The 25,164-nt window shown below is 60.4% G+C and carries 22 protein-coding genes; 9 read left to right on the forward strand and 13 right to left on the reverse strand.

Translation table 11 applies throughout. The features are described 5' to 3' along the window. Nucleotides 1-100: 100 nt before the first annotated feature. The 10 genes from ACFQZG_RS16795 to ACFQZG_RS16840 form a co-directional block, all read right to left on the reverse strand. A complete protein-coding gene (locus ACFQZG_RS16795) occupies nucleotides 101-1,159 on the reverse strand; it encodes a polysaccharide pyruvyl transferase family protein (RefSeq protein ID WP_378154528.1) in 1,059 nt (352 codons plus the stop codon). After that, the gene (locus tag ACFQZG_RS16800) at nucleotides 1,156-2,322 is read right to left on the reverse strand and encodes a glycosyltransferase family 4 protein (RefSeq protein WP_378154530.1); all 1,167 of its coding nucleotides are present in this window, start codon (nucleotides 2,320-2,322) and stop codon (nucleotides 1,156-1,158) included. Before ACFQZG_RS16800 ends, ACFQZG_RS16795 begins: the two co-directional genes overlap by 4 nt. Beyond that, on the reverse strand, nucleotides 2,312-3,046 hold the full coding sequence (locus ACFQZG_RS16805; RefSeq protein WP_378154531.1) for a glycosyltransferase family 2 protein: 735 nt from the start codon (nucleotides 3,044-3,046) through the stop codon (nucleotides 2,312-2,314). The genes ACFQZG_RS16800 and ACFQZG_RS16805 overlap by 11 nt, the downstream gene beginning before the upstream one ends. 5 nt (nucleotides 3,047-3,051) lie before the next feature. After that, nucleotides 3,052-3,273 (reverse strand): hypothetical protein, encoded by a 222-nt coding sequence (locus ACFQZG_RS16810; RefSeq protein WP_378154532.1) that lies wholly within the window; start codon nucleotides 3,271-3,273, stop codon nucleotides 3,052-3,054. Nucleotides 3,274-3,299: 26 nt separating this feature from the next. Next, on the reverse strand, nucleotides 3,300-3,605 hold the full coding sequence (locus tag ACFQZG_RS16815) for a hypothetical protein (RefSeq protein ID WP_378154533.1): 306 nt from the start codon (nucleotides 3,603-3,605) through the stop codon (nucleotides 3,300-3,302). Between the two features lie 217 nt (nucleotides 3,606-3,822). Further along, entirely contained in the window at nucleotides 3,823-4,026 is a 204-nt protein-coding gene (locus tag ACFQZG_RS16820; protein ID WP_378154534.1) for a CLC_0170 family protein, read from the reverse strand. A gap of 28 nt (nucleotides 4,027-4,054) precedes the next feature. Next, entirely contained in the window at nucleotides 4,055-5,305 is a 1,251-nt protein-coding gene (locus tag ACFQZG_RS16825; protein ID WP_378154535.1) for a Ger(x)C family spore germination protein, read from the reverse strand. Beyond that, the gene (locus tag ACFQZG_RS16830) at nucleotides 5,306-6,406 is read right to left on the reverse strand and encodes a GerAB/ArcD/ProY family transporter (protein WP_378154537.1); all 1,101 of its coding nucleotides are present in this window, start codon (nucleotides 6,404-6,406) and stop codon (nucleotides 5,306-5,308) included. It abuts the gene before it with no gap. After that, nucleotides 6,403-8,040 carry a spore germination protein gene (locus tag ACFQZG_RS16835; RefSeq protein ID WP_378154539.1) on the reverse strand — a complete coding sequence of 546 codons (1,638 nt, stop codon included), beginning with the start codon at nucleotides 8,038-8,040 and terminating at the stop codon, nucleotides 6,403-6,405. The genes ACFQZG_RS16830 and ACFQZG_RS16835 overlap by 4 nt, the downstream gene beginning before the upstream one ends. A 152-nt stretch (nucleotides 8,041-8,192) precedes the next feature. Further along, nucleotides 8,193-9,119 carry an aldo/keto reductase gene (locus tag ACFQZG_RS16840; protein ID WP_378154541.1) on the reverse strand — a complete coding sequence of 309 codons (927 nt, stop codon included), beginning with the start codon at nucleotides 9,117-9,119 and terminating at the stop codon, nucleotides 8,193-8,195. Between the two features lie 143 nt (nucleotides 9,120-9,262). Here ACFQZG_RS16840 and ACFQZG_RS16845 point away from each other — a divergent pair, with 143 nt between their 5' ends. From ACFQZG_RS16845 to ACFQZG_RS16880, 8 genes are all read left to right on the forward strand, one after another. Further along, a complete protein-coding gene (locus ACFQZG_RS16845) occupies nucleotides 9,263-9,682 on the forward strand; it encodes a universal stress protein (RefSeq protein ID WP_378154543.1) in 420 nt (139 codons plus the stop codon). 170 nt (nucleotides 9,683-9,852) lie between these two features. After that, the gene (locus ACFQZG_RS16850; protein ID WP_378154545.1) at nucleotides 9,853-10,764 is read left to right on the forward strand and encodes an ABC transporter permease; all 912 of its coding nucleotides are present in this window, start codon (nucleotides 9,853-9,855) and stop codon (nucleotides 10,762-10,764) included. Nucleotides 10,765-10,779: 15 nt separating this feature from the next. Beyond that, nucleotides 10,780-11,655, forward strand: coding sequence for a carbohydrate ABC transporter permease (locus ACFQZG_RS16855; protein WP_378154546.1), 876 nt, complete (start codon nucleotides 10,780-10,782; stop codon nucleotides 11,653-11,655). A gap of 88 nt (nucleotides 11,656-11,743) precedes the next feature. Then, entirely contained in the window at nucleotides 11,744-13,297 is a 1,554-nt protein-coding gene (locus ACFQZG_RS16860) for an extracellular solute-binding protein (RefSeq protein ID WP_378154548.1), read from the forward strand. A gap of 67 nt (nucleotides 13,298-13,364) precedes the next feature. After that, complete coding sequence (locus tag ACFQZG_RS16865) at nucleotides 13,365-14,609, forward strand: FAD-dependent oxidoreductase (RefSeq protein WP_378154550.1); 1,245 nt, start codon at nucleotides 13,365-13,367, stop codon at nucleotides 14,607-14,609. 48 nt (nucleotides 14,610-14,657) lie between these two features. Next, a complete protein-coding gene (locus tag ACFQZG_RS16870; protein WP_378154552.1) occupies nucleotides 14,658-16,295 on the forward strand; it encodes a response regulator in 1,638 nt (545 codons plus the stop codon). Nucleotides 16,296-16,383: 88 nt separating this feature from the next. Then, nucleotides 16,384-18,159 carry a cache domain-containing sensor histidine kinase gene (locus tag ACFQZG_RS16875; RefSeq protein ID WP_378154554.1) on the forward strand — a complete coding sequence of 592 codons (1,776 nt, stop codon included), beginning with the start codon at nucleotides 16,384-16,386 and terminating at the stop codon, nucleotides 18,157-18,159. A 241-nt stretch (nucleotides 18,160-18,400) separates the two neighbouring features. Continuing rightward, complete coding sequence (locus tag ACFQZG_RS16880; protein ID WP_378154556.1) at nucleotides 18,401-18,808, forward strand: VOC family protein; 408 nt, start codon at nucleotides 18,401-18,403, stop codon at nucleotides 18,806-18,808. A gap of 87 nt (nucleotides 18,809-18,895) precedes the next feature. On the opposite strand, the gene ACFQZG_RS16885 is transcribed toward ACFQZG_RS16880, so the two are convergent. The 3 genes from ACFQZG_RS16885 to ACFQZG_RS16895 all read right to left on the reverse strand — a co-directional run bounded on the left by ACFQZG_RS16885 (nucleotide 18,896) and on the right by ACFQZG_RS16895 (nucleotide 23,820). Further along, nucleotides 18,896-19,939: a glycoside hydrolase family 53 protein gene (locus tag ACFQZG_RS16885; protein WP_378154558.1), complete on the reverse strand. Its 1,044-nt coding sequence runs from the start codon at nucleotides 19,937-19,939 to the stop codon at nucleotides 18,896-18,898. Between the two features lie 234 nt (nucleotides 19,940-20,173). Further along, nucleotides 20,174-22,585 (reverse strand): collagen-like protein, encoded by a 2,412-nt coding sequence (locus tag ACFQZG_RS16890; protein WP_378154560.1) that lies wholly within the window; start codon nucleotides 22,583-22,585, stop codon nucleotides 20,174-20,176. A 230-nt stretch (nucleotides 22,586-22,815) separates the two neighbouring features. Then, entirely contained in the window at nucleotides 22,816-23,820 is a 1,005-nt protein-coding gene (locus tag ACFQZG_RS16895; RefSeq protein ID WP_378154562.1) for a hypothetical protein, read from the reverse strand. Between the two features lie 361 nt (nucleotides 23,821-24,181). Between ACFQZG_RS16895 and ACFQZG_RS16900 the strand changes: the two genes are divergently transcribed. Beyond that, nucleotides 24,182-25,153: an ABC transporter permease gene (locus ACFQZG_RS16900; RefSeq protein ID WP_378154564.1), complete on the forward strand. Its 972-nt coding sequence runs from the start codon at nucleotides 24,182-24,184 to the stop codon at nucleotides 25,151-25,153. Nucleotides 25,154-25,164 lie beyond the last annotated feature (11 nt).

Consider the following 25,164-nt stretch of genomic DNA (forward strand, 5'->3'; position numbering starts at 1 on the left):
AGCGGTCGACTGTTACCCTCGTATTAACGAAGAACGACAAAACCGCAGCGCGGCGCCGGCAAGCGCGCGTCTGCGGTATTCATGCATGCAATGGGTCGACTCAGATCAGCTCGAACAACGACTCCAGGCGCTCTCTCGTCAGCGCGCGTTCCGCCGCGAAGCGGGCGCGCAACGCGTCGCGCCGATCGATCGCATCTATAACCGCATGCGCCAGCCGTTCGCCCAGCTCGCTCTCGCCGGTCGAGACGACAAGCTCCGGCGCGCCGAGCTGATGGGCGAAGTCGAAGCACTTGAACCGGTAGCCGAGCGAGACGAACGGGACGCCGGCCGCGGCCGACATGACGTTGCCGTGCAGCTTCAAGTTCAGCGTCGCGTCCCAGCCGCGCATCAGCTCGGCGTACTCTTCTTCCGTATGAAGGATAGGGTCGTAGACGACGCGGTCCGGACTTCCGATGCGTTCGAACAGCCTCTCTGTCGGCTTGCGGTCCGGTCCCCACACGACGTACAGGTACAGCCGGTAACCGTCCTTGAGCAGCGCCTGCGCCGCGAGGACGAGCTGATCTTCGACCCGCGCTTCGCTGGCGCCGTACATGTTGTTGTATACCGTGCCCCAGTTGATGCCGATCCACTTCGAATCCGCGGTGTCCGCCGCCGGGCCGATGTCCGGGCCGAAGTCCGGACCCGCGAGCAAGCCCGCGTCGCCGCTAACGGTTACCCTTGCAAGGCTCACTCCCTGATTGGCCAAGTACGCCATCGTCAACGGCCCCCGTACGCCGCGATACATCGCGCCGCCGAGCACGTCCGCGAGCTTGGCCGCATACTCGGCGCTTTCCTTCACGTTGTCCGGCTGCACGGCGCCGCCGTCCGTGGACTTAGGCAGATGGAAGCAATCGTAGCCGCTTCCCCATATCGCGATGCGTTTGCCCGACCGCAGCGCTTCTTGAAGAATGTTCACGTATCCCGGCAGCAGGAGCGAGCCGCCGCCGAGCACGATCAAGTCGTAGCCGGACAGCTGCTTGACGTCGACGCCCGGCACGGAAGGGACGAGCTCGTACTCGCCCGGCTTCAGCTTCCGTTCCCCGGCGGATCGGAACATGCGCCACAACAGCTCGTCCCCGAAATTGTTGAATCCGACCCAACCCAAGTACAAGATCTTCATCGGTAGTCGTCCCCGCTCTCTTCGAATGTGGAATGGTCGCGTATGGCCGCCGCATACACTTCGCGCGTGCGCGCGGCGATCGTCCCCGCGTCGAATTCGGCGGCGACCCACGCGCGGCTCTCCTCGGCGACGCGGCCGAGCAGCTGCTGGTCGCCCAGCAGGTCCCGCAACGTTTGCGCGAGCAACCCGACGGACGGTCTGGCCAGCGAGCCGTGGTCGCCGAAGTTGTATTCCCGAGCCAGTTCGAACGTCGATGGCTCGACGAGTCCGAAGTAGCCGTGGTTGCCGACGCCGAGCACCGGCTTGCCGCAGGCCATCGCCTCCAAGGCGACGCGTCCCGTCCCGACGACGAGATCGCCGGCGGCATAGTAATCCCGGATGCCCGTCCGCGGGCCGGTCATATGGATGAACTTGCGACCGGCTTCCAGATGGACCTCCTCGACGAGTCGCGAGACGGCGTGGGACTGGCTTCCGCCTCCGACGATGACCAGATGCAAGTCCGGCATGTCGCTCTCGCGCAGCGCCTGAGCGGCCAGGACGACGATCGAGCAGACGGTCGCCTTGTCCCATGCTAGCCGGCTGGCGTAGACGATGACGGGAGCTTGCTCGGGAATTCGCAGCTCCTTGCGCACCCGGCGGGAGGAAGCGGGCGAATAGACGTTCAGATCGATGCCGTTCGGAACGAACGCCGACCGAATGCCCCCGCCATCCATGAAATATTGGACGTTGCGGCTGACGCTGATGAGACGGGTGCAGATTCGGCTCATCTCCTCGAGCGACTCGAAGCCGTAATACGTGCCGTGCACCGTGAACACGACCGGGATGCCGAGCTCCCGCGCGGCCTGCGCGGCGTACAGGCCGGAAGGCGTCTGGTGCACATGGACGAGCTGAATCCGCCGCTGCTCCATCAGTCGTCTCAGCGACGCGATGCGCGACTTCGCGACCGCCGGGTTCATCAGGGAGCCGGCCGACAAGTCGATGAAGTGGACCGGGATGCCCGCCCGCGCGAATTCACCGTAGAATTCGCCGGAAGCCCCCGTGCACCCCGGGTTCAAGCCTTGCGCCCGCAACGCCTTCGCGAGGCTGAGGACATGCGTCTCCGTCCCGCCGACGGATAGGCTGTCCAGCACCATCAGCACGCGCAGGCCGAAGTCATCGCTCATCGTTCGCCGGCTTCTTGCTACCGAAATATAGGCGGGATCGCTGATCGGGATGCAGGCGGTAGTAGTACAGCACGTCGCGCATGTTGTCGACGTTGTTCCCGGTCCGGTCGAGGCACCGGGCGACGAATTCGTAGTCCTCGGCGCCTTCGACGCGCCTCGTATGTCCGCCGAGCCGGTCGAACAGGGCGCCGCGGATCATGACGGTGCCGTGGGACACGCAGTGTCCGCCCTTGGCGTATACGCCTCGGATCTGTTCCGCGCCGTAGCCGAGCCACTTGGCGGTCTGCAGCTTGTCCGGGCGGGCCAAGCCTTCCGAGGCAGTGAACACCGCGTAATTCGTGCCGACGAGCTCGATGTCCGGGTGATCGCGCAGGTATGCGGTTTGTTTGGCAAGCCTGTGCGAATGGGAGACGTCGTCCGAGTCGTGCATGGCGATGAATTCGCCCTTGGCGAGGAAGAGGCCCGCCGTGACCGCGCCGGCATAGCCGACGTTGCGGGGCAGCTCCAGCACGCAGAAGCGGTCATCCTGCCGGGCGATGCCGTTCAGCTCGAACCACTCGTCCAGCCGCCGGCGTGAGTCGTCGGTTGAGCCGTCGTCTACCCAGACGATTTCCCAGCCGGGGTACGACTGACGCAGCAGGCTGTCGAGACATTCCCCGATGAACTTGCCGTTGTTGTAATTCGTGACGACGATGCTGACCAAGTCCGGCGTTCTCGCATGCATCGGCGTCAGACTCCCGTGCCGACCGGCTCGTCCTGGCCGCAGACGCGAACGTACGAGACGTGCTGGAACGGGAATACGGCATGCTGGCCTTTATCGTAGCCGCCCGTCCCGGACGTGCGGAGAGTTAGGCAGGTTTCGTCGACGGCGACGAGCACGCCCTCCGCCAGGTCGAGGGGGGTAGCCACCTGTACCGTCTTGCCGAGCAAGCTTCTCAGAATAACGATCATGGACAATCGACTCCTTCTCGTGACTTTCATGGCAATGGCGTTGGCTTGAAAGACAGGATGTTCGCGTAAGGCACGAGCACGAACGTATCGCCGGCTTCCCGAACGATCAGGCATTGATCCTCGATATCGACGACGGTGCCCTCGATCGTGCCGCCCGGCGTGCTCAGCTCGAGCTGGCGGTACCGGTACGGTCCGAACGTCTCCCGGAACGAATCGCGGGAAATCTTGCGCGCCGGATGCGCGAGTTCGAACGAACCGGAACGACCGCCGGCCGGCGGGCTGCCGAGACCGAGCAGGCGCCGCAGCAGCGCCATCGGGTTATAGCGACTCAACTTCGTTCACGCTCCTCTATCAGTCTTCCAAACAATGTATACATCCGGACGCCGCTTGGCTTCCGCGATTCGCGGATTCTATTAGAAAATGGACGTTGCTAACTTCATAGAACCGATACGTTTTCCGCGCAACGGACAATAGGCCGTCCCATCGCCTTCTTAGGAAGGTTCAAGGACTGCCTATTCTTCTTTGCTTTCGCCGGACGGATACTGTCGATCAATGGAGCAAAAAACGGTTGCCGACGTAGAACAATACGCCGGCCGCGAGGTTCAGCCACCCCAAGAGGCCGGTCGCCTTCATCTCCCTGCGCATATTCATGCGCGAGTACCCCTTCTTCTCGAGCAATAGGATAAACAGACCCGAGAGGATCCACATCGGCGCGACGTAACCGGCCGAACCGGTATATCCGATCCATTCCATGGGAATTCCTCCTTCATGCCGCGCGGCGTTATTTCGCCTTCATGCCGATCCGGCGAACCTTGGAATTGGCGACGACTTCGATCTCGATGCGAGGGTACAGCTCTTGCCAGCCATCTTTGGACTTGACCTGTTGACGCCAGAATCTCGGATGCTTGGCCCGCACGTATTCGCCGAAGCCGAATATATCGGTCTTCGTCTTCTGCGTCTCCTCGATGAGTTTCTCGCTTGCGGAGACCAGCGCTTTGCGGTTTTTCGCCTCGATCTCCCGGAGAAAATCGGCTGTGTCTACCGAGAATTGCTCGCTGACCTTCTCCTCCAGGTTAATCTCGGTGAAGATCGATACGCGGATGTGCGGAACGCCGTCCCGGATGCTCGTCTCGATCACGGACTTGCGGGAGGTCGCGTACACCATGACCGTCTCCGAGGGTTCTTCGGCTTGCACGAACCCCCGGTAACCGGCGGGATTCAGCCCTTTGACGGCCATATAAGCCGCGATCTCGAACGGCTTCGTCGAGCCGACCATCTTGTCGTTCTTGAAGTACGCCATGCCGCTGATCTCGACGTTCTGCTTGGGCTTGATCTCGACGTACGGCAGGAAACCTTCCTGTCCCTTCTTCGCCGCGTTGCTCCAGAACATGCCGACGTAGTTCACCGGGAACTTCCCGAGCTTCACGGCGCTGTCCATCGTGGACAACAAGTACAGCGCGGGCACTCGCTCCAGCTCGGGCGCGGCCTTTATCAGCTTGAGCGCGTTTCCCTTGGCGATCAGCATCCAGGCCATTCTTCGCACTTCCGAATTGCGCCGAAGATAGTCGTTCAAATTCTCCAGTCCGCGTTTGGCCACCGCTTCGGACACGACGATGACCCGCAGATGACCGAAGAACAGCCTGCCCGAGATTTGCTGCTGCAAATTCATGAGCGCGTCGTCGATCGAGTGGCCGACCACGTCGATAACCCATACCGTCGACTCTGAGCCGCCTTTCCCGCCGCCGCCTCCTTCCCCGGGGCCGAGCGGTATGCGGCCGGGCAGCGCGATCTGCGCAGCGACTCGGATCAAGTTCGGTTCGGGCGCGGAGAATGCCCCGGACAGATGGGACACCTCGGCCTCCTTCACCTCCGCTTGCTGAGAGGCCGTGTCGACGGATATGCCGAGCACGACCGCGCGCTCCTCGATCTCGAGCCGGTCCCAGCAACCGCCGAGCGCCGGCGCCGATAAGAGAAGGACGAACAACAGCTTCGCCGAGCGTGCCCAAGACGCCCCGGAGACGAAATTACTCATTCAAGCGGCCTCCTTGGTTCCGCGCAGAACGGCGACGACGAGCAGCAGCCCCGGGTAGACAATCGTAAGGATCAGTCCGATACGCCCGAAGTCCTGGATGATCTCGTACATGTGAAGAATGCTCTGCGGCAGCATGGCCATGAAGTAGATGATCGGCAGAAGGAAGAACGAGAACATCTTGTGATCGCGCAGGCGCAGCAGCTTGCTCGTCTCCTTGATGGTGAAGAAGTAGCTCGAGAACAGCGTCGTGAACACCGCGGTGACCCATACGGCCAGGAAGGCCGCGTCCAGTCGTTCCAGCACGTTCGCGGGCAGCGAGGTCGTCTTGGCCAGCTCGAGCGTCGGCCAGAGCAGGTTCTTCGTCTCCTCCGAGCCGAACACGCCGACCGTCGCCGCCACGATGATGACGTACAGCCCTCCCGCGATCAGCATCGCCCATGCGCCCGCCGCGAGCGCCTTCTCCGGGCGGCGCATCGCCGGAATGACCGTCGTCATCACGAAGGAGCCTTGGAACAGCGCCGCGATCGTCAATAGGCCTCCCCACATCGCCGGCGTGCCGAGCGGGTCGTTCCCCCATATCGGCTGGAGATTGATGGCATCCGCATTCTTCAAGGACAACGCGACGATCAGCAGCACGGGGAACAACAGCAACGGAAAGTAAAAATGATGGATGTACGCGAACGTCGTGATCGTATTGCGCGTCGCGATGGCGGCCAGCAAAAGCATGACGATGACCGTCACTTCCAACGGCGTCTTCGTCAAGACCGCCGTGATGACGACTTCGCCGAATTCTCTGGCGGTCAGGGAGCAGAGGACGGCGAAGTACGCGATCACGAGAACGCTTCCGATTCGTCCGGGCCACTTGCCCAGTATGTCCTGGCCGTATTGCGTGATCGACTTGCCCGGGAATCGCATCCCGAGGATCGCGATGAGCGACAGGCCGAGGAAGCCGAGCAGGACGCCAAGCAGCGTAACCATCGGAGCGCCGGAGCCCCCCGCCCGCACGGCGAACAAAGGCAGGGGGAGAACGCCGACGCCGATGATGGTGCTGACGAGTATCGCCGCGCTCTGTATCGCGGTAATTTGCCTCTCATCTTTCATTCCGGAGGCTCCTTTCGTTCTTCCTTGAACTTCATCGGATCGAGCGGGCTGCCGGAATTCCCGTTAGGATCGGCGTCGGCCTCTCCGACCCGAGTCGAATCGAGCGGGAACAGGAAGGACGGTCTTCTCTTCATCCACGATAGCGGACCGCGTATGGCCGTATCCTTCATCCCTTCGAAGTTGCCGGGTACGAGCGGGGACATGTAGGGAACTCCGAACGACTTCAAGGAGAGCAGATGGTTCGCGATGACGATCAGGCCGATCATGACGCCGTACAGGCCGAAGATGCCCGCCATGACGATCAGCGGGAATCGAAGCAGCCTCAGGGCAAGCGCCGCGTTGTACGCCGGGGTGGCGAACGAGCCGATCGTCGTCAGCGCGATGATGACGACCGTGATGGGGCTGGCGAATCCGGCCGCGACGGCCGCTTGGCCGACGACGAGCACGCCGACGATGGACAGCGCCCCGCCGACCTGCTGGGGCAGGCGGATCGTCGCCTCCCGCAGCACCTCCATCGAGATCTCGATGACGAGCACTTCGATGATGGCCGGGAACGGGACGCCGGCGCGTCCGCCCGCGACCGCGACCGCGAATTCGGTCGGAATGAGCTCCGGATTGAACGAGATGATCGCGACGTATAAGGACGGGAACACGAGCGAGAACATTAGCGCGATCAGCCTGGCCAAGCGCAGCGCGCTCATGAGGAGGAAGCGCTCCGTGTAATCCTCGACCGTCTGGTAGAACTGATTGAACACGGTCGGCACGAGTAACGCCATCGGGGAGCCGTCGACCATAATGGCTACCCTGCCCTCGAGGAGATTGGCGGCGACCTTGTCGGGCCGTTCCGTATACTGCACTTGCGGAAACGGCGAGTAATGGTTGTCTTCGATGTATTGTTCGAGGTACCCCGAATCCAACACCGCGTCGATATCGATCTTGGAGAGGCGCTTGTTCACCTCCGCGACCAAGTCGGGGTTGACGATGCCATCCATGTAACAGACCGCCACCTTGGACTTCGTCTTCCTACCGATCTCCGTCGTTCTGATCCGCAGGTCGGTCGTCTGCAGCCGGTACCGGAGCAAGGAGACGTTCGTTCCGAGCAGCTCGATGAAGCCTTCGCGAGGACCGCGGATGACTTGCTCCGTCGCCGGCGTATCGATCGATCTCTTCTCGATATTGCGGGTATTGATCAATAATCCCCGGTCCAGGCCGTCGACGAGCACGACGGTATTCCCTTTCAAGATGCCGTCGACGAGGGATGCAAGACGTTGCTCAGATTCCCCCGCGGTATGGTACAACGAGTCGTTGAGCAGCACTTCGAGCAGCCGCTCGGTCTCTATGAACTCGTCCTTCAAGTGCGGCGGCGCGTACATGAGAGGCTTCAAGACTTGCGCGTTCACGAGCGTCTGGTCCACCATGTTAGCGTAATAGAACATCGCTGCGGGACGGCTGCCGAAGACGTGGAACCGCCGCTTGACGTAATCGTCGTTCATGCCGAGCAAGCCGTCGATGAATGCGATCGACTTCTCCAGATCTTCGCCGAGCAGCTCGTGCCGGCATTGGTCCAGAGATTGGTCCGGCGTTGCGGGAGGCTGCTTGCTTTTTGGTTTATGGTGCCTTCTCAGGAAGGGCATCGGTCGTTCACCACCGGTCGGTTCGGAATCGGTCGATGTTTATTATTTGGCAATTCAGGAGGAATTACCCCGAAGCTCGATAAAAAAAGAGCATCCCCGGGGTCTCCCGGGAATGCTCTTGATTTCGGCTTCGCCGAAGTTCGTATAAACGGTTACGGCAGCACGTTGCCCGCGGAGCGGAAGATGTCGTACCACTCTTCGCGCGTGAGCCGTACGTCGGCGGCTTTGCAGCAGTCGGCGAGGCGCTCGAGGTTCATCGTGCCGATGACCGGCTGCATGTTCGCCGGATGGCGGAGCAGCCATGCGACGGCAATCGTCGTGTTGGTGACGCCGTACTTCGCCGCGATCTCGTCGATCTTGGCGTTAAGCGCCGGGAACTTCTCGTTGTTGCCGAGGAACGGACCTTCGAACCAGCCGTATTGGAACGGCGACCAAGGTTGGATCGTGATGTCGTTCAAGCGGCAGTAGTCGAGCACGCTGCCGTCGCGGTTCACCGCCGGGCCGTTCTCCATGTTCACGTTGAAGCCTTGGGAGATCATCGTCGCGTTCGTGATGGACAGCTGCAGCTGGTTGGCGACGAGCGGCTGCTTCACGGATTTCTTCAGCAGCTCGATTTGCATCGGATTCTGGTTCGATACGCCGAAGTGGCGTACTTTGCCCGAGCTCTCCAGCTTATCGAACGCTTCCGCCACTTCCTCCGGCTCGACGAGCGTGTCCGGACGGTGCAGAAGCAGCACGTCCAAGTACTCGGTCTTCAGACGCTTCAGGATGTTGTCGACCGAGTTCAGGATGTGCTCCTTGGAGAAGTCGAACATGCCTTTGTCCGGGCGAATGCCGCACTTCGATTGCAGGATGACCTGATCGCGCACGCTCGGGCTCATCTGGATCGCGTCCGCGAAGATCTCCTCGCACTTGCCGGCGCCGTAAATGTCCGCGTGCTCGAAGAAGTTCGCGCCGAGCTCGAGCGACGTCTTCACGAACTTCTCCGCTTGCTGCTTGTCCAACGAATTGATGCGCATGCAGCCGACCGCGACGACGGGAACTTCGAGCGAGCTCGTGCCTAGCTTGATCGTTCTCATGTTCTATGTACCTCCAATAGTAGAATGTTGACGTGACACGACATGGTAAAATGCATCCTTCTGTATTGTGGCACAAGCGGTTGGCGGATTCAATGTCGGGGTAAGTACTTCATAAATGCAGTTCTTACAAGGAGGCGTTAACGATGTACAACCATATTCTAGTTCCCGTAGACGGGTCGCAGCAGGCGGATCGCGCGCTGGACCATGCGATCGATCTTGTGAGAAGCTTGAGCCGGAACGTGCGCTTGACGGTGCTCCATGTCGACCATGCCCCGGTGTTCATCGAGCCCGCGATCATCGACGTGAGCAGCATATTGGCGGAAGAAGGCAGGCGGGTCGTCATGGATGCCACGGACAAGCTGCAGGATTCCGGCATCGAATTCGATACGCTGGTCGCGAACGGCGATCCGGCGAGCATCGTGAACGATACCGCGCGCGACCGCGGCATGGACCTGATCGTCATCGGCAGCCGCGGCGTCGGGCTCGTGTCCGAGATTCTGCTCGGCAGCGTCAGCCATTCCGTCGCCCAGCACGCGCCTTGTCCGGTATTGATCGTGAAGTAACGAGACCGCGTCTATCCATGGGAGCCCTTCGGGGCTCCTTTTTCGCGTTGTCTTCGAATCGTCTTCATTCTATACAAAAGCACCAGAAATCGAAGGATTGCCTTCTACAGACGCCGGCCGGCGTTCACTACAATTAGAGACACAACAGACAGAGAAGAAGGTGATGGCGAATGAATACCGCTCGTCGTTGGAAGCTGGTCCGAAGCAACTGGGATTTGTATTTGCTGCTCATCCCCGGTCTCGTCTTTCTATTCTTGTTCAAATACACGCCGATGTACGGCATCGTCATCGCGTTCCAGGACTTTAATATTTTCGGCGGGATCGGCGGCAGCGAGTGGGTCGGCCTGGATCAGTTCGAGAAGTTGATGCACTCCGACGACTTCTTCCGGGTGCTGACGAACACGCTGCTGATCAGTCTCTACAAGATCGTCATCCTGTTCCCGATTCCGATCTTCGTCGCGCTCGTCCTGAACGAGGTCAGGCGGATGTTCTTCAAGCGGACGATCCAGACGATCATCTACTTGCCGCATTTTCTATCCTGGGTCATCATCTCCGGATTGTTCGTCAACATCCTGTCGCCGGCCGGCGGTCTCGTGAACGAAGCGATCCGCGCGCTCGGCGGCGAACCGATCTCCTTCCTGTCGAGCAACGACTGGTTCCGCAGCGTCACCGTGTTCACGGCGGGCTGGAAGGAAATCGGCTGGAACGCCATCATCTTCATCGCGGCGATCGCGGGCATCGAGCAGGAGCAGTACGAGGCGGCCGCCATCGACGGCGCCGGACGCATCCGGCAGATGATCTCCATCACGCTTCCGGGCATCATGCCGACGATCATTCTCATGCTCATCCTGCGGATAGGCAACCTGCTCGAAGCCGGCACGGAGCAAATTCTGACGATGTACAACCCGCTCGTCTACGACACCGGCGACGTCATCGGCACTTACGTGTACCGAATGGGCCTCGGCCAGCAGGATTACAGCTTCAGCACGGCGGTCGGACTGTTCAACTCCGCGGTCGGCTTCCTGCTCATCGTCATCGGTAACGCCATGAGCAAAAAATTCCTAGGGCGCAGCATCTGGTAGAGGGGGCGAAACGTTATGCGCGGCAAAACATTAGGAGATTACGTGCTCGACGGAGGCATCTACGTCTTCTTGATTCTGTACGGTCTGGCGACGCTGCTTCCGTTCGCCAACGTGCTGTCGAAGTCGATCAGCGAAGAGTGGGCGATCACGTCCGGCAAGGTCGGGATTTTCCCGAAAGGGTTCCAGCTCGATACGATGCAATTCGTCGTGACGAACGATCAGTTCCTGCGCGCGCTGCTCATCTCGGCGGTCGTGACGGCGATCGGCACGCTCGCTTCGCTGCTCGTGACGGCGCTGACCGCGTATCCGCTATCGAAGCGGCACCTGCCCGGCATGGGCGTCATCATTATCCTGTTCATCTTCACGATGATGTTCAGCGGCGGCATCATTCCGAACTACCTGCTCATCCGCCAGCTCGGTCTCATTAACGATCTCGGCTCGCTCATCTATCCCGCTCTCATCAGCGTGTTCAATATGCTAGTCGTCAAAAGCTACTTCGAGAGCTTGCCCGAAAGTCTGGAGGAGTCCGCCAAGCTCGAGGGAGCGCGCAACTACGCGATTCTGTTCCGGATCGTCCTGCCGCTCAGCGGCCCCGTGCTCGCCACGGTCGGGTTGTTCTACGCGGTGTCGTTCTGGAACGACTACTTCAACCCGATGCTCTACATCAACAGCACGTCGCTCAAGCCGCTGCAGCTGTACTTGCAGGACATCGTCATGAACGCGGATACGTCCTCGGCTCTTAACCAAAGCGCGGACGACATCATGAACGTGCCGGCGGAGGCCGTCCGCTCGGCAACGGTAATCGCCTCGACGATACCGATCCTGCTCGTGTACCCGTTCCTTCAGAAATATTTTATCAAAGGCGTATTGATCGGTTCGGTCAAAGGGTAATTCGAAGTTCCGCGTTCGCTCGCATTAACTCTTCCTTCACATCGTCGGGAGATTAATGATATATACTACACTCTTGGGAGGGTCTAGCATGGCAAACGTATCGAAAGCACTCAAAGTTAGCGCAATAGCAACGCTGCTTGCCTCGGCACTGGCCGCTTGCGGTTCCAACAACGATAACGGCGGGAACGCCGCTCCGGCGGCGTCGAGCACGGCCGCGTCGGGCAGCGCCTCGGCCTCGGCTCCGAACGAAGATAAGCCGAACCTGAAGCGTCTGGACGTCTGGCAGGGGGAAGATTACAACACGTATCCGGTAGGCAAGCTTCTGGAAGAGAAGACGGGCTATAAGGTGCAATACGACATGCTCCCGCAGGACAAGTGGGCGGAGAAGCTCAACCTCATCATGGCTTCAGGCGAAGCGTACGACCTCGTCACGATGCTGCCGGACTTGGCGCTCTACTCCGACTACGCGCAGAAAGGCGCGTTGACCGATCTGACGCCGCTCATCGAGCAATACGGCCCGAACATCAAAGCCGGCATCTCGCAGCAATCGTTCGACGCGCTGAAGGTTAACGGGAAGATCTACGCGATTCCGGTGTCCGTCACGTACGAGCTCGGAATGAGCGTGCTAATCCGCACGGACTGGCTGGAGAAGGTCGGCATGCAGATGCCGACGACGACCGACGAGTTGACGGCCGTGCTGCAAGCGTTCAAGGATAAGGATCCGGCCGGCAACGGCGACCAGAACGTGCCGCTGACGATCAAGGGCGATCTGGCGATGCTCGACAATATCGTAGGCGCCTTCGGCATGCCGAACACGTGGAACGATATCGACGGCCAACTCGTGCCGCGCGTGCTCGATCCGCAATACAAGGATTACGTTGCCTACCTCGGCAATTGGTATAAGCAAGGCCTGCTCGACAAGGAGTTCGTCGTGAACAAGGACGCGACCGCGAAGGAGAAGTTCTCCAGCGGCAAAGCCGGAGCGATCGTCGTTCACTGGGCCGACATTCCGGCGCTGAGCGACGCGCTGACGAAGGTCGTTCCGGACGCGAAGTTCGCCTACGTTCCGGCGCTGAAGGGCCCGGCGGGCAAGAGCGGATTCGCGGCCAACGCGGGCTTCGACCGTCTGACGTTCGTTCCGAAAGCCGCGAAGAACGCGGAAGAAGCGGTGAAGTGGATCAATGCCAGCATGGAGCCCGCGACGTTCAAGGAAGTGGCGATCGGCGTGGAAGGCACGCACCATAAAGTCGAGAACGGCGCGTTCGTGCCGATTCTGCCGATCTTCAACGACGAGCGCAACCTGGCGAACAACTACTTGGCCGGCGCGGACGAGAAGCAATACCCGCTGTACTGGCAGGCGCGCGTTCGCAAGAACCCGGTCATGTTCGAAGCGTTCGACGCGCTCAACAACAAGCAGTCTGCCGAAGTGAAAATTCAGAACAAGCTCGGCAAGGCTCCTTACATGCCGCAATACGCGAAGACGAACCTGCAGCTCGAGACGATGGTCGCCGAATTCACCGTTCGAACGATCGCCGGCGCGGATTCGATCGACAATCTGGCCTCGTTCCAAGAGAAATACAAGGCGACGGGCGCGGAAGCGGCTTCGAAAGAAGTCAACGAGTGGTACCGGGCGACCAAATAAAACAACATAGCGGGCGGCGGTTCTGTTCATGGAGCTCGCCGCTCCCTTGTCATGGGAGGATAACATCATGGGGAACTATTCGTTCGAACGCAAAGTCGAGACTTATCTGAAGGCGGACGTCGTCGTAATCGGGGGCGGACCGGCGGGCACGGCGGCCGCGATCAGCGCGGCGCGCTGCGGCAAGAAGGTCGCTCTGCTCGAGAAGACCGCGCAGCTCGGCGGCATGGGCACGATCGGCAACGTCAGCGTGTTCATGCCGATCGGCAACACGACCGGCATCTACCGCGAGCTGATCGCCGAGATGCTGGCCGATTCGTTGCCGCCGAGCCATGACGATTCGATCGCGCCGCAGTATTCGCCTTTTGCCCTTAGACACTATCTGAACGAGAAGATGAAGAGAGAGAACGTGGACGTGTTCTACCATTGCGAGTTCGTCGGCACGATCGCGGAAGGCGGCCGCATCAAGGCGGTCATCGTCTCCACGCGGGAAGGACTGAAGGCGTTCGAGGGCGAGCGATTCATCGATTGCACGGGAGACGCTCGGGTCGCGATCGACGCCGGCGTGTCGTACCGCACGGGGCGGGAAGAAGACGGCTTGACGCAGCCGATGACGCTCATGTTCACGATGCAGAATACGGGCAAGCCGGTGAAGACTTACTTGCCGGAAGGCTGTTACGAATACAAGGAAGTATCCGATCTGCCGCAAGGCCGCAGACTGTATTGGGAACACAACGGCGACGGCTCGCTGCTCGTCAACATGTCGCGCGTGAAGGCGAACGGCGCAAAGATCGCGGACGTGAACTACGCGGAGACGGAAGCATTGAAGCAGGTGTTCTCGATCGCCTACTACTTGCAGAAGACGGGCTTCGAGACGTACGCGCTGACGCACATCGCGCCGCAGACGGGCGTCCGCGAGACGAACCAGATCGAAGGCCTCTATACGTTGACGGAGCAGGACCTGCTGACCGGCGCGCGATTCCCGGACGTCGTCGCGCAGACGAACTACGAGATCGACATCCATAGCCCGGACGCGAAGAAGACGACCGACGAACGGAAGATCGACGGCTACGATATTCCGTATCGCTGCATGGTATCGGCGAAGGTGGATAACCTGCTCGTGGCGGGGCGCTCGATCTCCGCGTCGCACGTGGCGATGTCCTCGATGCGCGTGCAGGCGACTTGCTACGCGCTCGGCCAAGCGGCCGGCATCGCGGCGGCGCTCTCGCTCGACGGCGGAACGAAGATGGAGAATGTTGACATGGACAAATTGCACGCCGTGTTGGAACATCAGGGTGTGAGGTTTAAGAAATAAGCGAGCTTCGGCTGCGGAACGGCCCGGTTCGGAGGAGGATGGCGAGCGATGTATAAACTGCTGATCGTGGACGATGAACCGACGGTACGAATGGGCTTGGGCGCTTACTTCGACTGGACTTCGTTCGGCATCGAGGTGATGGGGGAGGCGGACGACGGAGACGTCGCGCTCGAGATGATCGAGCGGTCGCCGCCCGATCTTATCCTGACGGACGTTCGCATGCCGAACATGGACGGAATCACCCTGTCGCGGCATGTATCCGAGCGATTCCCGCGGGCGAAGATCGTCTTCGTCAGCGGTCATGACGACGCGGAATACTTGAAGTCGGCGCTTAAGGTCAGCGCGGTGGACTACATCTTCAAGCCGGTGAACTTGCAGGAGCTGGGCGAGGTCATCAAGCGCGTCGTCGCAGAATTGGACGCGGAGCGGACCGAGCAGCAACGCAGCGCGGAAGCGCGCGTGAAGCTGCTGGAGAGCATGCCGCTGCTCCGCGAGAAGTTCTTGTTGTCGCTCATCGAGGGCAGCGTCCGCAAGATGAGCGTGCCGGAGCGTCTCGAATTCCTGGGGCTCGACTTGCCGGAAGACGCTTCGTACTGGACGATCGTCGTATCCGTCGACAATATGGCGGACATTATCGCTTCCCGCACCGAGCACGATCTTCAGTTGCTCTGGTACTCGATTCAGAACGTCTGCCAGGAGCTGGTCGACCGTCATATGGCGGGCTACGCCGTCGAACACCTCTCCGGCGAATTCGTCGGCATCCTGCGCCCGCGCGAGGAAGACGAGGCGACGGCCGACGCCGCGGAGGCGTTGTACGCGCTGGCCGGCGACATCCGGGACAACTTGGAGCGGTGGCTGAAGATCGGCGTCACGATCGGCATCGGCGAACGGGCCGACGGCTTGTCCGGACTTGCCCAATCGTACAGGCAGGCGCGCGAGGCGGCCGATTATAAGTGGTACTTGGGCAAGAACCGGATCATTACGATGGATAGCCTCGAGCAAGCGGATGCCGAGACGGGCGGCATGAACCGGTACGAACAGGACGATAACGAGCAATTGATGTCGGCGCTGAAGGCCGCGGATGCGGATAAGCTGCGGGAAGCGCTCGACGCGCTGTTCGAGGACCTGCTGCGCAACCGTCGCGACGGGCTGAAGTACGGCCGCAACGTCTGCTTGCAGATTGTCCTGTCGGCCGGCCAGCTCTTGATGGAGTTGAACGCGCAGTCGTCCGAAGCCGATTCGGCGGAATCCCGCATCTGGGAGGCGCTGTTCGAGCAGGAGACGCTCGGAGACATGCGCCAGTTGATCGAGTCGCACTTATTGGGCGCCTGCGAGCGCATTCGCGAGAAGCGCGCGGGCAAGATGGCTGGCGTCGTCGAGCGGGTCCGCGCCATTATCGACGCGAAATACGCCGACGGCGACTTGACCGTGGCCGAGATCGGCAAGGAAGTGTTCCTGACGCCGACTTACGTCAGCTTGCTGTTCAAGCAGGAGACGGGACAGACCGTCGGCGAATACTTGACCCAGGTGCGAATGGACCGCGCGAAGGAGATGCTTCGCGATCCGCAGTATAAGCTGTACGATATCTGCTATGCGATCGGGTACACGGACCCGAGCTACTTCACGAAGCTGTTCAAGAAAATAACGGGAGTCACGCCAAGCGTGTATCGCGACAACTATGCCTAAACCGAAATTCTCTTCTGCGCGTCGGACTGCTAGTCCCGGCGCGCTTCGTCGCCTCGTACGCCGGATCTCGATTCCGCGGCAATGGCTGTTGGCGTACCTTCTTCTCATCGGCGTTCCGGCTTGCATCATATTATACGGGTTCTACGAGCGCAACGCTTCGATCCTGAAGAGCGAGGTCGTCCGGACGATGCAGCAGACGCTGAAGCAGGCGGGCAGCAACCTGTCGTACCGGCTCGAGCATATCGAGGACATCAGCAACGCGGCGTTCTTGAACGCTAACCTGCACCAGTACTTGTCCGTTCGCGAGGACGACAAGTCGATCGGCATTCAGATGGAAGTCATCAAGGAGCTGCGCGATCTCGTCGAGACGGTGCAGACGAACTCCGACGTCTTCCATGTCCGGTTGTTCGTCAACAAGTCGAAGCTGTACGCGAGCGAGCGGATTAACTTCTTCTCCCTCGACAGCTTGATGACCCGGCCTTGGTATCCCGAGATTATCGAAGGGAACGGCGGCATCGTATGGACGGGGGATTACGAGGAGAAATTCCTGGAGGGCGGCGACGTCCGCATCTTCTCGGCCGCGCGCATGCTGCGGGATCCCGATCATTACGATCAAGTATCGGGCGTTATGATGATCGACGTGAAGGAACGGATGGTATCGGATATTCTGACCGAGCTTCAATTCTCGCCGGGTACCCAGGTGTATCTCGTGGACGCCGCGGGACACGTCGCTTATCACCAGGATCGCGAGCGGATCGGGGCTAACGTAGGGCCCGAGCTGACGTCGCTGCTGAAGGGAGCGGTGGAAGGTAACGGCAAGGTCGAGGTGGACGGCGTCGCGAACGAGGTCATGTTCACGACGGTCGGTCCGACCGGCTGGAAGCTCGTCGCGCAGGGCACCGAGTCCCAGCTGTCGCAACGCGCCGTCAAACTGACGCAAATCTCCGGCATTACGTCGTTGTTGCAATATATCGCGTTGTTCCTTGTACTGCCGTTCGTCTTGCTGGCGATTATCGTCCGGGGCATGAACCGCCGGGTGAAGCACGTCGTGACCGCTATCCGGCGCGGGGGCGTGGACAGCGTGAACGAGCTGCCGGCCGCGGCGGGCGACTTCCATATGCTCGAGCGGACGGTCGACCATCTGATGCTGCGGGTGCGCACTCTGGTGGAAGAGAAGTACAAGGCGGAGATCCAAGAGCGGGAAGCGCAGCTCGTCGCGCTGCAGGCGCAGATCAATCCGCACTTCCTGTACAACACGCTCGATACGATCAACTGGATCGCGATCGGCAAGGGCGCGACGGACATCAGCCAGATGATCGACGGCTTGGCGAAGTACTTCCGGCTTAGCTTGAATAAGGGGAAGCTTATCGTCAGCGTGGAGGACGAGCTGCGTCTGGCGGAAGTGTACTTGGAGATCCAGCGTAGCCGGTTCCCGAATACGTTCGATTTCCGAATCGATTGCGAGCCGGGACTCGAGGCGTACCGGATGCCGAAGCTGATGCTGCAGCCGATCGTCGAGAACGCGCTGCTGCACGGCATTCGCAAGGCAAAGGGGCGACAGGGCAGCATCGTCGTCTCCGCCCGCGAGGAGGGCGGAGATCTCGTCTTCGCCGTGTCGGACAACGGCATCGGCATGGACGAGGAGCAAGCGGGCAGGCTGTTGACGTCGGCGCCGACCGAGACGAAGCCGGACGGCACGGGCAGCTCGTACGGGCTGTATAACGTGAACGAGCGCGTTAAGCTGTACGCGGGAGACGGGTACGGGTTAAGCGTCGTCTCGCGGCTCGGCGAGGGCACGACTGTGACGGTGCGGCTGCGAGCGGAGCGGGAGACGACGAGCGACGGGACGGATGCGTCGGAATAACGCCGTGCGGTAACACTATTTGGTCGGATGGGGTGCGAGCGCCGGAATAACGCTGTGTGGTAACGCTAATTGGTCGGAATGAGTGCGTGCGGCGGAATAACGCTATGTGGTAACGCTAATTGGTCGGATGGGGCGCGTCCGCCGGAGTAATCTCGATACGGGAACATACGTTTGATTTTATTTGGCGGGTTATGGTAGACTGGAAGCGTCTGACAACCCACCTATTAGAGGAGTGACTGTAGTGGCTCTGAATCCTTACTTGATCTTCAACGGCGAAGCGCGCGAAGCCGCGCTGTATTACGCGCAGGCGTTCGGACTTGCGGAACCGCATTTGATGACGTACGGGTCGGTCCATTCCGACGAGATTCCGTCCGAAGCCTCGAATCTGATCATGCATACTTATCTCGACATCGCCAGCGGCAAGCTGATGATCTCCGACAACTTCCCGGGCATGCCGTTCACGGCGGGCAACAACTTCACGATCGCTTACGTCGGCAACGACGAGGCGGCGATCCGCGCGGCGTTCGCGAAGCTTAAGGAAGACAGCTTAGCGGTGAAGATGGAACTGCAAGAGACTCCGTGGAGCAAGTGTTACGGCAGCTTGACGGACAAGTTCGGTATCGAATGGCAGTTCAGCCACGAGGCTTAATTTCTCGAAGGCTTGCTGAATAACGTGCAACAACAGACCGCTTCCCTCAGACGGGGATGCGGTCTATTGTTCTTACAGCAAGGCGAGCTAGTTCAAGAACCCTTCCAGCGCGATCGTCGGCTTCATGTCAGCCTGCCACGCGCCTTTGTTATAACCCCCGTTGTACCCCGGCGTTGCCGCCGGCTCCCAGTAGAAGACGCCGAGGCCTCGGCTGCTCGAGATGTTCCGCACCTTCGTCTTGATGTCGGAGACGAAGCTCTTGGCCGCGGACGGTTGGTTGTAGTCCATGCCGATCTCGGTAATCATGATCGGCTTGCCGTAGCGCGAGATCATGTTGTTGGCGTTGTTGATCGTCTGGGTCACCTTTGATGACCAGTCGGAGCTCGACGGATACAGCGACATGCCGATGATGTCGAACGTTGCTCCGTTCGCGACGAGTCCGCCGATGTTCCAGACGAAAACGGCGTTATCGTAGCCGTTCGCCAGATGGACGATCGTCTTCGTGGCGCTCGAGATCGACTTGACGGCGTTATGGCCCGTGTTGACGAGCCAAGCGTAGTTCTTCATGTTGAGCGACGCCTTGCCGTCGTTCCACAGCATGCCGTCGTTCGTCTCGTTGCCGATCTGCACCCAGTCCGGCGTGACGCCTTTGCTCTGCATCGCGGTCATGACGTCGCGGGTATGGTTCCAGACGGCGTCCATCAGCTGCTGGAACGTATAGCCCGACCATGCGGCCGGCTTCGTCTGCTTGCCGGGGTCCGCCCACGAATCGCTGTAATGGAGCGTCAGCATGACGCTCATGCCGGCGTTCTTCGCCCGTTGCGCGAGGGCGGCTGCGCGATCCTTGTTCATGTAGCCGTTGCCGTAGTTGCTCGACGGATTGACGAAGACGCGGATGCGCACCGAGTTGATCTGGTAGTCGTTCTTCAGAATGTCGATGATGTCGCGCTGCACGCCGTTCTTGTCTTTCCACTTGTAGCCTTGGGCTTCCATTCCGGCGATCCAGCTGATGTCGGCTCCCTTGGCGAACGCGGGCGCGGCGACGGCCCGGTCCGGGAACGCGGCGGGCGAGAGCAGCGTGAAGGCGAGCAACAACGCGACGATGAATGATCCGAGCTTTTTCGATAACATGACAAGACTCCTTTACGCGGTAGATTGGCAGTACCTTCTCTCCCTCGAGCGATCCGCTTATCCTCTCCCGTCGCGCCCCTCCCTTCTTCTGTTTCTTCTTCATTGTAAAATCGCGCCCGCAGCGCATATACGACACCTTTCCAATAAATTGGATGCTTTTATAGCGTGTTGCGCCAACGACGAAGAGCACCCCGAAGGGTGCTCCCGAGCAGTAGTCTGGCATCTTGATGGCTATTAGAAGGCCGCAACTCGCTTAATGGACCATACGACTCCCGGTGCCGTATTGCCGAAATCGATCGATTGGGTGAATCCATCGTCGACATAGAATAACCCGAGTTGTTCGCCGCCGAATAACAGCAAGTCTACCGCAAGCGTTACGGTCGCCTCGCCAAGGAGTATTCGCACGGTTAACTCCAAATCCATGATCGGCAACCGCCCTAGGACGACTTCCTGGCCGCTGCCTAGCAATCTGACCGACACATAAGGACTCACGTCCTCATCCAACGGCGTCGTCTGCGGTACTTGAGTCTTGTAGGGGATCGTCGCATAGACCGAGTAAACCCCTTGAGTAAAGGCGGTAAAAGTACCCGTTGTGGTGTCGAAGCTGCCGAAGTTATTGTAATAGGGAGGGGCAGTTGACCAACTCCCGAATTGCGTAGTGGCGCTTATGCCCGTCGCGCTAGTAAAGGCCGAGAAGCCGAAAGATTCCAAGAACGGCGGCGGCACATCGAAGTTGACCGTCGTAATTTGGTTAACGGGATCATCGTTGACGACAATGTTGATGTTCCCTTGCGTTTGCAACTGTAGTGTTCCTCCGAGCGTTACCGTTCCCGTTCCGTTTAAGGATTCCACGGTGAAAAGAGGCTGGTCGGGGTCGAATACGCCCGTCTCGCCGGTAGCGCCCGTCGCGCCAGTGTCGCCGGTAGCGCCCGTTGCGCCAGTGTCGCCGGTAGCGCCCGTAGCGCCAGTGTCCCCGGTAGCTCCAGTAGCTCCGGTGTCGCCGGTTGCGCCCATAGCTCCGGTGTCGCCGGTTGCGCCCGTAGCTCCGGTGTCACCAGTAGCGCCTGTAGCGCCGGTGTCGCCGGTTGCGCCCGTAGCGCCAGTGTCGCCGGTGTCGCCGGTAGCGCCCGTAGCGCCGGTGTCGCCGGTAGCGCCCGTAGCGCCAGTGTCTCCGGTAGCTCCAGTAGCGCCGGTGTCGCCGGTAGCGCCCGTAGCGCCAGTGTCGCCGGTAGCGCCCGTCGCGCCAGTGTCGCCGGTAGCGCCTGTTGCGCCAGTGTCGCCGGTAGCGCCCGTCGCGCCAGTGTCTCCGGTAGCTCCAGTAGCTCCAGTAGCTCCAGTAGCTCCAGTAGCTCCGGTTGCGCCCGTAGCGCCGGTGTCACCAGTAGCTCCAGTAGCGCCGGTGTCGCCGGTAGCGCCGGTGTCACCCGTCGCGCCAGTTGCGCCGGTTGCGCCCGTAGCTCCGTCTGCACCATCCAGACCTTCAAGCCCATCAGCGCCTGTAGGCCCCGTTGCTCCAGTGTCACCAGTAGCGCCAGTCGCTCCGGTCGCACCAGTCGCACCAGTTGCACCAGTCGCTCCGGTCGCACCAGTCGCACCAGTTGCACCAGTCGCTCCGGTCGCACCAGTCGCACCAGTTGCACCAGTCGCTCCTGTTGCACCATCCGCGCCAGCGTCACCGGTCGCGCCAGTAGCGCCCGTTGCACCATCCGCGCCAGCGTCACCGGTCGCGCCAGTAGCGCCCGTTGCACCATCCGCACCAGCGTCACCGGTTGCGCCAGTCGCTCCTGTTGCACCATCCGCGCCAGCGTCACCGGTTGCGCCAGTAGCGCCCGTTGCACCATCCGCGCCAGTGTCACCGGTTGCGCCAGTAGCGCCCGTTGCACCATCCGCGCCAGCGTCACCGGTCGCGCCAGTCGCTCCTGTTGCACCATCCGCGCCAGCGTCACCGGTCGCGCCAGTCGCTCCTGTTGCACCATCCGCGCCAGCGTCACCGGTTGCGCCAGTCGCTCCTGTTGCACCATCCGCGCCAGCGTCACCGGTCGCGCCAGTAGCGCCCGTTGCACCATCCGCGCCTGTTGGACCCGTCGCACCAGTTGCTCCGGTCTCTCCTGTTGAACCCGTTGCTCCCGTCGGAGTGAGGTGCTCGATTCGCACGATCGCGGAGCCTTCCGTCACTTCGATATCGAGCGTGTCCGATACGAAGATCAAGTTCTCGCCGAACCTTACGGTCGCCGATCCGGATTCCCCGATGACGTTAAAGAGGAAGTCTCCCGTCGCCAAAGATCCTGTCGCTCCGGTTGTTCCCGTCGTACCCGTTGCTCCGGTAGCGCCATCCGCGCCAGTGAAGCCGGTAGCTCCGGTCGTTCCTGTTGCGCCCGTCGCTCCTGTAACCCCAGTAGCGCCACTTGCGCCAGTGCCGCCAGTGATGCCATTTCCTGTGGCCCCCGTGGCGCCCGTCGCGCCATCCGCGCCGTCGGCACCGTCAGCACCATCCGCGCCAGGAGCTCCCGCCGGCCCGATGGGACCGCGATGCCCCCGTTTGCCCCGCTTGCCGCGTTTTCCGCGCTTCCCTCTTTTTCCCCGTTTGCCTCTTCGGCAGCACTTCTCTTTGTCGTCATCGTCGCATTTTGGACCCTTGTGCCCCATTACTTCCACTTTCTCCGCATTCTCGTCGCACTCGCAAGGAGATTGACGACAGGAACACTCTTCCTTATCGTTCGAATTCAAACTCGACTCCTCCTTATACCTAATAAGACCATACTATTCATCCATTCCTCCCCTTTGATTGTGCGAATGGTAGATAGATAAGAGCCTGTTCCGCAACGCAAAAAAGAGCACCCCGAAGGGTGCTCCTCGTAACCTAGCGCTATGAAGCTCTACGCGAACCGATAGTAGATGAGCAGGAACGTCGCAAGCACGAACAGGAAGTTCAGCATGATGAATACGACCCGGTTCAGCGCGCCCTGATGCATCTCGACCGGCGGCTTATAGAAGCTCGTGCCCTCGATGATGAAGATGAGCAGCACGATATGGATGATGAAGTGGCCCACGATCTCGGTGTAGCCGAACAACGTCGTCGTCAGGATGAAAATAATCGTCAGCACGATCGACAGCACGCGGTTCAGAATGCCGACGACGAGCAGGTAGCCGACGACGAACTCGATGAACGCGCACAGGACGATGAACGGGCCCGGCGCGAAGCCGAACGTCGGCACCCCGTGATGGGCGACGATATCGAGGCTCATGTTCGGGTAGATCCATTTCTCCACGGCGACCCAGCAGAGCGACAAGCCGGTGCCGAGGTAGAGCGCAGGGAACGCCCACGCCTGCCAGCGGGTACGCTCCAGCAGCAGCGCGCCGGCGATGGCGACGTAGAAGCCGTAGTCGAGAAGGTGGAACAAGCCGTATTCGGCGATGCCGTAGACGAACAAGCCGATCAGCGCGAGAGCGCCAGCCTTCGTCGCATAGTGGTGCGGGACGACCAGCAAGGCGGCCGCCGCCCAGACGACGATCGTAAGCGCGGTGCCGTGGAGCTCGAACTCGGGCGCAAGCAGCGTGCCTTCGAGCGCTCCCCAAGCGAGGCCGATCGCGGTGCCGTAACGAAGCAGCGGATACGACAGCGCTCGCCAGTTCTCTACGGTGCGGTCCAGGCGAGTCAACGCCGGCACGCGCATGAGGAGAGGCAGCAGCTGCGTCAGAACCGCGAGCAGGGCGGCGGTCAGGAGCGCCGTCGTCAGGAAGAACGGCGACAGAATATGTTCGATCGATTCTTTGACCGGCGGTAAGCCCGTGAACCATTTGACGTGGGCGGAGGCCATATAGGGAATGCATAGACCGAGAATAGCCATTGCGGGTATGGCGATGCGTTTCGTTAACGACATAGCGGCAGCTCCTTCGCTTATGAACCATAAGATCGTCTTGTTACATTCTTATCCTACCATAAGCTTCCACACCTTCCCATCGGGGGAAGCTCCGAATTCGCCCGCGCGATTCCCCGAACTTCTACCCGGGGAATTCCCCGACCGTACCCGGCGCTATTCTCCCTTATCCACCGCGGATCCGCCCCGATGGTGCACTCTTTCCCGTTCCTCCCCGCAACTCCGTAATAAAATCCACCCTCCCCGTTGAATCGCCCCGATTGTGCTTGAAATAGTACACCCACATCGAATTTAAAGCGGTTTCATGAGCGTGCGCTCCGCCTGATAATTGAACTATCACACGCAACGCGGTAAGGAGCAACCCATGGCTACAAGCAAATTAGCGACGACGCAGGCTCGCCTCGCGAGCGCCGGTCCGCGAAGGACGATCCTGCAGACGGTATGGAAGTACAGGGCGCTGTTCGTTCTCGCGCTGCCCGGCTTCGCTTTGCTATTCGTCAACAATTACTTGCCGATGTTCGGCATCTTCCTCGCCTTCAAGAACCTGAACTACACGAAGGGCATCTTCGGCAGCGACTGGGTCGGCTTCGACAACTTCAAGTTCATGTTCGCTTCGAACGACGCATGGATGATCATCAAGCACACGCTGTTGTACAATTTCTCCTTCCTCGTCATCAATACCGTGCTCGCCGTCTTGCTCGCGGTGCTGCTCAACGACGTGAAGAACCGGATTCTATCGAAGTTTTTCCAGAGTACGATGCTGTTGCCGCACTTCATCTCGATGGTCATCGTCGGCTACCTCGTGTACGGCTTCCTGAACCCGGAGCTCGGCTTCCTCAACAAGTCGATATTGGAGCCGCTAGGCCGCGATCCGATCGCCTGGTATGCCGAACCCGGCTACTGGCCTTACATTCTGACGATCGTGAACACGTGGAAGTCGGTCGGATACTTGGCCGTCGTGTACTTGGCGGCGATCGTCGGCATCGACCACGAGTATTACGAAGCGGCGCGCATCGACGGGGCGAGCAAGTGGAAGCAGATGACCAAGATTACAATTCCGCTTATTATGCCGGTCATCATCATACTGACGCTGCTCGCGATCGGCCGAATCTTCAATGCCGACTTCGGCTTGTTCTATCAAGCGACGATGGCTTCCGGCATGCTCAAGAGCACGACCGAGGTTATCGATACGTACGTGTACAACGCGCTCCTGGTGACGGGGGATACCGGACTCGCATCCGCGGCGGGCTTGCTGCAGAGCGTCGTCGGCTTCGTTCTCGTCATCTCGGTGAACCGCATCGTCAAGAGATTCAGCCAAGATAACGCGCTGTTCTAGGAGGGAGAGAC

Source organism: Cohnella sp. GCM10027633 (assembly GCF_042675445.1).
In the GTDB taxonomy this organism is placed as follows: Bacteria; Bacillota; Bacilli; order Paenibacillales; family Paenibacillaceae; genus Cohnella.

Bases quoted from the DNA above. Each gene is read 5' to 3' on its own strand.
- ACFQZG_RS16805 (WP_378154531.1), bottom strand. From the start codon at position 3,046: ATGCATGCGAGAACGCCGGACTTGGTCAGCATCGTCGTCACGAATTAC.
- ACFQZG_RS16850 (WP_378154545.1), top strand. From the start codon at position 9,853: ATGAATACCGCTCGTCGTTGGAAGCTGGTCCGAAGCAACTGGGATTTG.
- ACFQZG_RS16870 (WP_378154552.1), top strand. From the start codon at position 14,658: ATGTATAAACTGCTGATCGTGGACGATGAACCGACGGTACGAATGGGC.
- ACFQZG_RS16800 (WP_378154530.1), bottom strand. From the start codon at position 2,322: ATGAGCGATGACTTCGGCCTGCGCGTGCTGATGGTGCTGGACAGCCTA.
- ACFQZG_RS16855 (WP_378154546.1), top strand. From the start codon at position 10,780: ATGCGCGGCAAAACATTAGGAGATTACGTGCTCGACGGAGGCATCTAC.
- ACFQZG_RS16845 (WP_378154543.1), top strand. From the start codon at position 9,263: ATGTACAACCATATTCTAGTTCCCGTAGACGGGTCGCAGCAGGCGGAT.
- ACFQZG_RS16820 (WP_378154534.1), bottom strand. From the start codon at position 4,026: ATGGAATGGATCGGATATACCGGTTCGGCCGGTTACGTCGCGCCGATG.
- ACFQZG_RS16840 (WP_378154541.1), bottom strand. From the start codon at position 9,119: ATGAGAACGATCAAGCTAGGCACGAGCTCGCTCGAAGTTCCCGTCGTC.
- ACFQZG_RS16810 (WP_378154532.1), bottom strand. From the start codon at position 3,273: ATGATCGTTATTCTGAGAAGCTTGCTCGGCAAGACGGTACAGGTGGCT.
- ACFQZG_RS16890 (WP_378154560.1), bottom strand. From the start codon at position 22,585: ATGGGGCACAAGGGTCCAAAATGCGACGATGACGACAAAGAGAAGTGC.
- ACFQZG_RS16860 (WP_378154548.1), top strand. From the start codon at position 11,744: ATGGCAAACGTATCGAAAGCACTCAAAGTTAGCGCAATAGCAACGCTG.
- ACFQZG_RS16795 (WP_378154528.1), bottom strand. From the start codon at position 1,159: ATGAAGATCTTGTACTTGGGTTGGGTCGGATTCAACAATTTCGGGGAC.
- ACFQZG_RS16825 (WP_378154535.1), bottom strand. From the start codon at position 5,305: ATGAGTAATTTCGTCTCCGGGGCGTCTTGGGCACGCTCGGCGAAGCTG.
- ACFQZG_RS16835 (WP_378154539.1), bottom strand. From the start codon at position 8,040: ATGCCCTTCCTGAGAAGGCACCATAAACCAAAAAGCAAGCAGCCTCCC.
- ACFQZG_RS16830 (WP_378154537.1), bottom strand. From the start codon at position 6,406: ATGAAAGATGAGAGGCAAATTACCGCGATACAGAGCGCGGCGATACTC.
- ACFQZG_RS16885 (WP_378154558.1), bottom strand. From the start codon at position 19,939: ATGTTATCGAAAAAGCTCGGATCATTCATCGTCGCGTTGTTGCTCGCC.
- ACFQZG_RS16895 (WP_378154562.1), bottom strand. From the start codon at position 23,820: ATGTCGTTAACGAAACGCATCGCCATACCCGCAATGGCTATTCTCGGT.
- ACFQZG_RS16865 (WP_378154550.1), top strand. From the start codon at position 13,365: ATGGGGAACTATTCGTTCGAACGCAAAGTCGAGACTTATCTGAAGGCG.
- ACFQZG_RS16900 (WP_378154564.1), top strand. From the start codon at position 24,182: ATGGCTACAAGCAAATTAGCGACGACGCAGGCTCGCCTCGCGAGCGCC.